Raw genomic sequence first — 9,059 nt, 5'->3', positions numbered from 1 at the left:
CGTCCGCGACCGCCGCCGCCGAGCGCGAAGCGTTACGTCTCTATACGATCGACGACATCGTCGCTGCACTCGGAGGTGAGTGACATCCTCCCCGCGCTGAAGGCGCGAGGCTTTCGCCTCGAATGTTCCGTAATTACGGTGGGCACGATGTTGCTATCGGTTCCGAAGGTTTCTCAGCAGAACTAACCAACAGCATACTTCACACTCCGGTAGATGTTGATTAAACACCATCACAAAGACGGTCGGCTTCGAAGCGAAGTGACCCAAAGTGGTGCGCTACTCGTCGTCCTCATCTGAGCCGCATCGACCACACCACAGCGCGAGGACAACGATTGCGACTCCTTCGAATCGGGCGACTGTGTACACCCACGGCCGGAATTCTATCTCAGAATTTTCAGTCGTTGCCAGATCCATCACCGCGTCGACCAGACGCTTCGGGAACAACAGTTCGATGACCCCGAAAGCCGCGAGTAGTGCTCGTACTATCATACCGTATAGTAGGCCCTCCAACACTAAGGAGAGTATGGAGGTTTCGCTATGAGTGAGAATCAGCTCTGTTCAGGCGCACTCAGATACGGCAGATGGCTTCGCAGGCACGCTAGTCGTCACCAACGCTGAATTGCGTGTATTCACTCACAGTATTGACTCTGTTGAAATCCTCTTATTCAGACATGAGATGAGCTGAAATAGCTGGTCGCTGAAGTTTGCTGTACGAGATAGTTGTGGTCGAGAACATCTCCAAAGGGGTAGCCGCTCGCTTATAGACAGTTGCCAGCGCGGTGAATTCTTCCAAAGCCCCAGCCGGGAGGGCTCACGGCTCCGCCGTTCGCCAGTCGAGGGCGACCGGAGGGAGCCCTCGCACGACTCGTGCGACTCGCTGTGCTCCTCAGTCGCTCGCGGTGCTCGCTCCTTGCGGTGCTTGCGTCGTCGTACTTCGCCCTCCCGGCAGCGAGGCGCGATGCGCCGGCTGCCAGAGGGACCTTCGGTCCCTCCCTGCTCGCGCCCGTCGGGCGCGAGCAGGCACGCCACCGCAGCAGCGGATCGGGCGTTCCTTGGACTGGCTGACCACGAGGGCTCAGAATGTATCAACTGTTGATGATTTCAACAGAGCCGACCAATTCAATACCTCTCACCACCAGTTGGATGTACGCGAATCGCAGGAACGCTTCGACCCGCGTTCCGTAACATAACGAAATCACTCACAGATCACAGTCGTTATTTATAAGGAACGTACCGCCGTCTAGCGGATTTGAATCGTTATGAATTGGAACGGGCGCGACGGGATTTGAACCCGCGGCATCTTGGTCCGGAACCAAGTGCTCTGTCCGCTGAGCTACGCGCCCTCAGGGTCGGCTACCTGCGGAGAGCGTTTAATGCTTCTGACTCGGACCGGCCGTCGTCGGGGCTCGTTCCGGAGGAGCGCGCTCTGAGGTCCATCCGCCGACGCCGAGTGTGGCAACTCTCGGACGGCGGAGGGCGACCACAGCGGGGCATCCCGTCCCGTCGCGTTTATTGCGGCTCCGTGGTCAACTCGATCCGTGACACCCGTGGACGCGACGGTCCGCCGCGCGGAGCGCGCCGACCTGCTCGACGTGGTGCGGATCGAGCGCGCCTGCTTCACGGACCCGTGGCCGTACGACGCCTTCGAGCGTCTCCTCGGCGAGTCGACGTTCCTCGTCGCCGAGCGCGACGACGCCGTCGTCGGCTACGTGGTCGCGGACGTCACGCCGAACCACGGTCGAGACATCGGCCACGTGAAGGACCTCGCGGTGCATCCCGAGGCCAGAGAATGCGGGATCGGTCGGACGCTGCTCCGCTCGGCGCTCGCGCGGCTCCGCGCGGCCGACGTCGCGGTCGCCCGGCTCGAGGTCCGCGAGGGGAACGACCCCGCGCGGTCGCTGTACGCCGACGAGGGGTTCGAACCGGCCCGGCGCGTCTCGGGGTACTACCGCGACGGCGAGGACGCGCTCGTGCTCGTCGTCGACCTCGCGGAGTGGGTCGAGGGCGGGTGAGACGCCGGTCGACGCGCATCGACGGAGCCGGGCGGACGACTCGCCGAATGCCGAACCGCCTCGTTGACAAGGCTTAGTTCGGGGCGGACCAACGGACCCGTATGAGTTCGGTTCCCGAACGCGCGGAGATCGACGAGACGTACAAGTGGGACCTCGGGGGCATCTACGCGGACGACGACGCGTGGGAGGACGCCTACGAGGCGGTCACAGAGCGGATCGACGAGCTGCGCGCCTACGAGGGGCGTGCCACCGAAGACGCCGAGACCCTCCTCGAACTGCTCGAACTGCGGGAGGAAGTGTTCCGCGAGCTCCAGCAGGTGACGACGTACGCCCGCCTCCGGAGCGCCGAGGACACCCGGAACCAGGAGTACCAGGCGATATCGGCGAAGGCGTCCGCGCTCAGCTCCGAGGCGTCGAGCGCGATCTCCTACCTCGAACCCGAGCTCCAGTCGCTCAGCGAGGCCGACGTGGAGGCGTTCATCGAGGAGGAGTCCGACCTCGCCGCGTACGAACACTACCTCGACGACGTGTTGCGGACGAAGCCGCACACGCGCTCGGCCGAGGTCGAGGAGGTACTCGCGGACCTCTCGGAGGTCACCGACGCCCCGAGCGAGATCTACTCGATGCTGACGAACGCCGACATGACCTACGGCGTCGTCGAGGGGCCCGACGGCGACGACGTCGAGATCACGCAGGCGAACTTCACGAAGCTCCAGACGAACCCCGACCGCGACTTCCGCCGCCGCGTCCACGAGAGGTTCTACGAGGCGTGGGGCGACGTGCGGAACACGGTCGGGACGTCACTGGAGAAGGCCGTGCGGGAGCACGTCACCAGCGCCGAGATCCGCGGCTACGACAGCGCGCGGGCGGCCGCGCTCGACGGCCCCAACGTCCCGACCGAGGTGTACGACACGCTGGTCGAGACCGTCGACGACAACCTCGACGTGCTCCACCGCCACGCCGAGCTGAAGGCGGACGCCCTCGGCGTCGACCAGCTGGAGAGCCACGACCTGTACATGTCGCTGACCGGCGATCAGGGCCCCGATATCGAGTACGACCAGGCGGCCGAGTGGGTGATCGAGGCGGTCGAACCGCTCGGGGAGGCCTACCAGGAGCGGCTGGCCGAGGGGCTCGACTCGCGGTGGGTCGACGTGTACGAGAACCGCGGAAAGCGCTCCGGCGCGTTCTCCTCCGGCACGTACGACACTCAGCCGTACATTATGATGAACTACCAGGACGACATCGCCTCGATGTTCACGCTGGCCCACGAGCTGGGCCACTCGATGCACTCGGAGCTGGCCGGCGACGCCCAGCCGTGGCACGACGCGAGCTACGAGATCTTCGTCGCCGAGATCGCCTCCACCGTCAACGAGACGCTCCTGACTCACCACCTGCTCGACGCCGTCGAGGACGACGAGCTTCGCACGCACGTGCTCGACGAGTACCTCGAACGCTTCCGCTCGACGCTCTTCCGTCAGACCATGTTCGCCGCCTTCGAACAGGCGATCCACGAGCGCGTCGAAGACGGCGAGGCGCTCACTCCCGACGGGTTCGACGAGATCTACGCCGATCTCAAGGGAGACTACTACGCGCCCGCGGAGCTAACCGGCGGCATCGAGCGCGAGTGGGAGCGCATACCCCATTTTTACTACGACTTCTACGTGTACCAGTACGCGACCGGGATCTCCGCAGCGGTCGCGATCGTCGAGCGCGTCCTCGACGAGGGCGACCCCGCTGCCGCCGACTACCGCGAGATGCTCGCCGCGGGCGGCGCCGACTATCCGCTCGACGTGGTCGAACTCGCCGGGATCGACGTGACCTCGGCGGACCCGATCGAGTCGGCCGTCGGCGTGTACGAGGACTACCTCGACGAGGTCGCGACCCTCCTCGATCTGGCGTGACCGCGAGCGGGACGCCGATCGGCGGGGACGAGGACGAGGGGTCGCCCGTGGACGGCGACGACCGCCTGTACACCGACCGGGAGTGCGTCCTCCCGGACGGGCGGTCGCTCGCGTACGCGACCGCCGGCGAGCCCGCGGGCTCGCCGGTCGTGCTCCTCCACGGAACGCCGGGATCGAGGCGGTTTGTCGCCCTCTGCGCCGCCGCCGCGACGGCCGCCGGCGTCCGGCTCGTCGCCCCAGACCGTCCGGGATACGGGCGCTCGTCGCCCCCGCCGAGCGGGTGGGGGGTGGGCGGCGTGGCGGGACGACCTGACCGCGCTCCTCGACGCCGAGGATATCGACCGCGCGCCGATCGTCGGCTTCTCGGGCGGGGGACCGTTTGCGCTCGCCAGCGCGCCGGGAGACCGGACGACGCGCGTCGGAGTGATCGGGAGCGTCGTCCCGCCGGCACGGAATCCCCTCACGCTGCTGTCGCGGGTCCCGTTCGCGCTCGGCGCGCTGTTCCGGGTCGCCAGACTGGTCGCGCGGGTCCGTGGTCCCGAGTCGGTCGTCGCGCAGTACACGGACGAGAGGGTGTCCGACGCGGTCGCGGGGGCGGTCGCGGCCGACTTCCACGAGGCGCTCCGGCAGGGACCGACCGCCGCCGTCCGGGAGACGCGGCTGTTCGCCGAGGAGTCGGTCGGTGCGTTCCCGTCGTCGACCCCGGTGCGGGCGTGGCACGGAACCCGCGACGGGAACGCGCCGATCGGCCCCGTCAGGTCGCTGCTCGACGGCGACCGCGACACGGTCGTGACCGTCGAGCGCGACCACCTCGGGACACTCCTCGCGTGTCGGCGAGACGCCTTCACGTGGGCGACCGACGGGGCGTCGCGCTAAGGGGCCGGCCGCAGATCGACACCGAACCGGTCGGCGCCTCAGAGGTCGTCGGCGTCGAACTTCCAGAGTCCCGCCAGCGGCGGGGCGATCGTCCAGAAGACGAGCATCGACGCCGCGGAGATCTGCCGGTTGACCTGGTCGCCCGCGAACAGCTGTTCGGCGAGGAACGCGTTCGTCAGCGTCTCGACGCCGGTCGTCGGGTTCGAGACCCGGAGGAACGCTCGCACCTGGGCGCTCGACGCCGGCAGCGGGTCGATGAGCGGCTCCGCGGCGCCGAGCAGTTGGCCGGTGATCGCGCCCCACAGGAGGACGAAGAGGACGTAGATCCCGACGCCGCCGATCAGCGCGCGTCGCTGGGTCCTCGACGCGGCCGAGCAGCCGACCGCGATGGCGACGAACACCACCCCGAGGACCGCGGCGAAGACGGTGTAGCCGAGAAACGCCCCGGCGTCGAACGCGACCGGCGCGACGATCAGGACCGCGGCGGGCAACAGGAAGCCGACGAACACCGCGAGCGCCAGCGCGGCGCCGCGGCCCGCGACCTTGCCGAAGACGACGTCGGCCCGCGAGTGCGGCAGCGACAGCAGCAGCTTCAGCGAGCCGGACTCGCGCTCGCCGCTCACCGCGTTGTAGCCCACGACGACGCCAACGAGCGGGACCAGCGTCGTCACGAGGAACGGCCCGACGAAGAAGCTCAACAGGACCTCCGTCGCGAACTGCTCGCCCTGACCGGCGGGCCTGACGGCGTACGCGAACGCCGCGACGAGCAGCGAGAACAGCGCCACGAGGATCAGCATCCCTCGCGACCGGACCGTGTCGTGGAAGTCCTTCTCGGCGACCGCGACGAGACTCATCGGCCCACCTCCTCGGGCGATCCGTCCGCCTCGGTCGGAGCGAGCCCGTCCGTGTCCGTCGTTGCGTCCGGCGCTTCCCCTTCCGTGTATGCCAAGAAGAGGTCCTCCAGCGACGCTTCCCGGGTGCGGAAGTCGTCGACGACGACGCCCGCCTCCTCCAGGGCGCCGATGATCCGGGTCTTCGCGCCGGGTTCGCAGTTCGCGACGAGGGTGTCCCCGTCGCGGTCGACGCGGGTGACGCCGTCGAGGTCGCGGACCGCGTCGAGGGCCGCCTCGACGTCGCCGTCCGCGCCGCCGACCGCGATCTCCAGCGTCTCCTCGCCGCCGACGGTCTCGCGGAGCCCCTCGACGGAGTCCTCGGCGACGAGTTCGCCCGCCCGGAGGATCCCGACGCGGTCGCAGACGGCCTCGACCTGCGCGAGTACGTGCGAGGAGAAGAAGACGGTCGCGCCGCGGTCGGCCTCCGTCCGGACGATCTCGCGCATCTCCTTCGCGCCGGCCGGGTCGAGCCCGGAGGAGGGCTCGTCGAGGATGAGGAGGTCCGGCTCGCCGACGAGCGCCATCGCCAGCGCGAGCCGCTGGCGCATGCCCTTGGAGTAGTCGCCGGCCTTTCGGTCGGCGTCGTCGAGGAGCCCGACCCGCTCGAGGACGGCCTCGGGGGCGACGTCGACCTCCTTGGACCCTATCGCGAACTCGACGTGTTTCCGGCCGGAGAGCCGGTTGTACACGGAGAAACCGTCGGGGAGGACGCCGGTCCGTCGACGGATCTCGACGCTGTCGGCGGTGGCGTCGCGACCGAGCACCGTCACCGTCCCCTCGGTCGGTCGAACGAAGTCGAGCACCATGTCGATGGTCGTCGACTTGCCCGCCCCGTTGGGGCCGAGGAAGCCGTATACCTCACCCTCCTCGACCGTGAGGTCGAGGTCCCGCACGGCCGTGACGCCCGGGAACTCCTTCGTCACGCCGCGCAGTTCGATGGCGGTCATACCCCTCGTTCCCGGGGCGCGGGATAAAGCGTTGTGGCTCGCCGCGCGGGCGGAGTTCAGATACGGACGGAGAGCGAGATACTCGCCGACTGCGTCGCCATGGATCGGAGAGCGTACCGACCCACACGACACGACCCCTGAACGACACGAATAATGTCATCTGATCGTAATAGGTTGACACTTACCCGTTTGTATACTATAGGTTACGTCGGGGCGAACGCGGTGGACGACCGGAATCCGCGTCTCGATTGCGAACGAGATCGGCGTACCTGAAGTCGATCGTCGAAACATCCCAAATTTTAATGATGTACTCTCTGGAGTCCCTGTGGGATGGTACCAGTACCACTCCAGGGAACAGTTCAGTTCGCGCACAGTCCACTGTTAACGTTCATAATCGGATTGATAATCGTCATCGCGTTGCTCGTGTGGTTGGACCTCCCGGCGTTCGTCGGGCTGATCATCTCGGCGTTCCTCGTCGGCGTGGTGAACACGATCTTCGTCGCTGACTTCACCGCCGCCGACGCCGGCGCGCAGGTCGCGACGGCGTTCGGGAACGGGATGGCCGGGATCGGGATACCCATCCTGATGGCGGCGGTCATCGGCAAGGGAATGTTGGAGAGCGGTGCAGCACAACGGATCGTTCGCGGGTTCCAGAACGTACTCGGCGAAAGTAACTCCGACGTGGCGCTGCTCGGCAGCAGTTCGGTGCTGGCGATTCCGGTGTTTTTCGACAGCGTGTTCTACCTCATGGCGCCGCTCGCGCGCTCGATGCGGGCGCGGGTCGGTCGCGATTACACGCTGTTCATCGTCGTCGTCGGCGCGGGTGCCGCGACGACACACGTGTTCGTTCCGCCGACCCCCGGTCCGCTCGCGGTCGCCGACCAGGTCGGGAGCAACCTCGGGACGACGATCCTCGTCGGACTGGCGGTCGCCATCCCGGCGGCGATCATGTCCGGGCTCGTCTACGGCCGCTGGATCAACAACCGGCTCGATATCCCGCTGCGGGACACGATGGCGACCTCGACGGAGGAGCTCCAGGAGGTCGCCGACCGGCCGACCAGCGAGCTCCCCGGCGTGCTGGAGTCGCTCGCGCCGATCCTGCTCGCCGTCCTGCTGATCGCGTCCTCGACCGCCGTCAACACGTTCCAAGAGGTCGTGCCGGCCCTGGCCTCGCTACAGCCGTTCACGGACTTCCTCGGCAACAAGAACGTCGCGCTGACCATCGCCGCGCTCGCGGCCGCGTACACGTTCTACCGCTACGAGAGCATGACCCAGAGCGAGTGGAGCGACGAGCTCACCGAGGCGCTGCAGAGCGGTGGCAACATCGCCGCGATCACCGCGGCCGGTGGGGCGTTCGGCGCGCTGCTCGCCGCCTCCGGCATCGGTGACTACCTGGCGAGCGCGCTCCAAGAGGTCGGTATCGGCCTGCTCATCACCGCCTGGCTCATCGCCGCGATCGTCCGCATCGCCCAGGGGTCCGCCACGGCCGCGATGTTGACCGCCGCGGGGATCATGGCGCCGCTCGTCGGCAACCTGGCCGTCCACCCGGCGTACCTCGTGATGGCCATCGGGGCCGGCGGCAACATCTTCTCGTGGTTCAACGACTCCGGCTTCTGGCTCGTCAGCGAGATCGGGGGACTCACCAAGCGAGAGACGCTGCAGACCTGGACCGCCCTCACGACGATCATCTCGATAACGGGGCTCATCACCGTGCTGATCCTGTCGACGATCCTCCCGCTCGCCTGACGCCCGCGAGACGGCCGCTCGCCTGAGGCGAGCGGTTCGATTTTTTTCGATCGACGCGGCAGCGGGAGCCGCGGCGCTACCCGTCGTCGTCCGGCGGCCACGCCACGCCGCGCTCTGCGAGCAGGTCGGCGAAGTCGTCCTCGTCGAGGACGGGCACGTCCTCCGCGTCGGCGTCCGCGCGCTTCGACCGCCCGGGGTCCTCCCCCGCGACCAGGTAGTCCGTGTTCCCCGACACGGACGAGGTCGCCGACGCACCGTGCGCCTCGACGTGCGCCTGCGCCTCCCCGCGCGTCACCGACAGCGACCCGGTGAACACGAACGTCAGCCCGTCGAGCGCGTCGCCTGCGTCTACCTCGACCGGCTCCGGGTCGACCCCGCGCTCGCGGAGCAGCTCGCCGAGGGCGGTCTCCGCGAGCGCGATCGGCCGGCTCAGCCAGGCGTCGCGGCCGCCGACGAGCAGGATCCGCCCGTCTGTGCCTCGCCTTCGACGTCCTCGCCGGCGACCTCCGCGGCGCGCTCGGCGAGGTCGGCGTCCGTCCCCTCTCGCAGCGCCCCGATCCGGTCGTACAGGTCGGTCCGGAACGACCCGTCGAGCCGGAGCGTCTCGCCGTCGTCGACGAGCGCATCGGCCGCGACGAGCGTCGTCATCACCGCCTCCGAGTCGACCGCCTCGTCGTCCTCGGC

General features: G+C 67.9%; 7 protein-coding genes, 1 tRNA gene and 2 pseudogenes. 4 read left to right on the top strand and 6 right to left on the bottom strand.

Annotation, left to right across the window (positions count from 1 at the left end; genetic code table 11):
• Positions 1-276: 276 nt before the first annotated feature.
• Positions 277-489, bottom strand: coding sequence for a hypothetical protein (locus GJ633_RS11030; protein ID WP_156588872.1), 213 nt, complete (start codon positions 487-489; stop codon positions 277-279).
• A gap of 781 nt (positions 490-1,270) precedes the next feature.
• A tRNA-Arg gene (locus tag GJ633_RS11025) sits at positions 1,271-1,343 on the bottom strand.
• 195 nt (positions 1,344-1,538) lie between these two features.
• Between GJ633_RS11025 and rimI the strand changes: the two genes are divergently transcribed.
• The 3 genes from rimI to GJ633_RS11010 all read left to right on the top strand — a co-directional run bounded on the left by rimI (position 1,539) and on the right by GJ633_RS11010 (position 4,789).
• Positions 1,539-2,012 (top strand): ribosomal protein S18-alanine N-acetyltransferase, encoded by a 474-nt coding sequence (gene rimI, locus GJ633_RS11020; RefSeq protein WP_321169030.1) that lies wholly within the window; start codon positions 1,539-1,541, stop codon positions 2,010-2,012.
• Positions 2,013-2,113: 101 nt separating this feature from the next.
• Positions 2,114-3,913 (top strand): oligoendopeptidase F, encoded by a 1,800-nt coding sequence (gene pepF, locus GJ633_RS11015; RefSeq protein WP_156588871.1) that lies wholly within the window; start codon positions 2,114-2,116, stop codon positions 3,911-3,913.
• A 183-nt stretch (positions 3,914-4,096) separates the two neighbouring features.
• The gene (locus GJ633_RS11010; protein WP_231741337.1) at positions 4,097-4,789 is read left to right on the top strand and encodes an alpha/beta fold hydrolase; all 693 of its coding nucleotides are present in this window, start codon (positions 4,097-4,099) and stop codon (positions 4,787-4,789) included.
• A gap of 38 nt (positions 4,790-4,827) precedes the next feature.
• Here the strand turns inward: GJ633_RS11010 and GJ633_RS11005 are convergent, their stop codons facing one another.
• Positions 4,828-5,643, bottom strand: coding sequence for an ABC transporter permease (locus GJ633_RS11005; protein ID WP_156588870.1), 816 nt, complete (start codon positions 5,641-5,643; stop codon positions 4,828-4,830).
• Positions 5,640-6,629, bottom strand: coding sequence for an ABC transporter ATP-binding protein (locus GJ633_RS11000; RefSeq protein WP_156588869.1), 990 nt, complete (start codon positions 6,627-6,629; stop codon positions 5,640-5,642). Before GJ633_RS11000 ends, GJ633_RS11005 begins: the two co-directional genes overlap by 4 nt.
• Before the next feature lie 330 nt (positions 6,630-6,959).
• Between GJ633_RS11000 and GJ633_RS10995 the strand changes: the two genes are divergently transcribed.
• Positions 6,960-8,375: a GntP family permease gene (locus GJ633_RS10995; RefSeq protein WP_156588868.1), complete on the top strand. Its 1,416-nt coding sequence runs from the start codon at positions 6,960-6,962 to the stop codon at positions 8,373-8,375.
• Between the two features lie 76 nt (positions 8,376-8,451).
• Here GJ633_RS10995 and GJ633_RS10990 read toward each other — a convergent pair.
• Together GJ633_RS10990 and GJ633_RS17210 are read right to left on the bottom strand one after the other, a co-directional pair.
• Positions 8,452-8,769 (bottom strand): annotated as a pseudogene (locus tag GJ633_RS10990) (BRCT domain-containing protein); the annotation flags it as partial.
• A 35-nt stretch (positions 8,770-8,804) separates the two neighbouring features.
• A pseudogene (locus GJ633_RS17210) lies at positions 8,805-9,059 on the bottom strand (hypothetical protein); the annotation flags it as partial.

It is taken from the genome of Halorubrum sp. CBA1125, assembly GCF_009742825.1.
GTDB lineage: Archaea > Halobacteriota > Halobacteria > Halobacteriales > Haloferacaceae > Halorubrum.
This window is presented reverse-complemented; position numbering and strand designations above follow the sequence as displayed.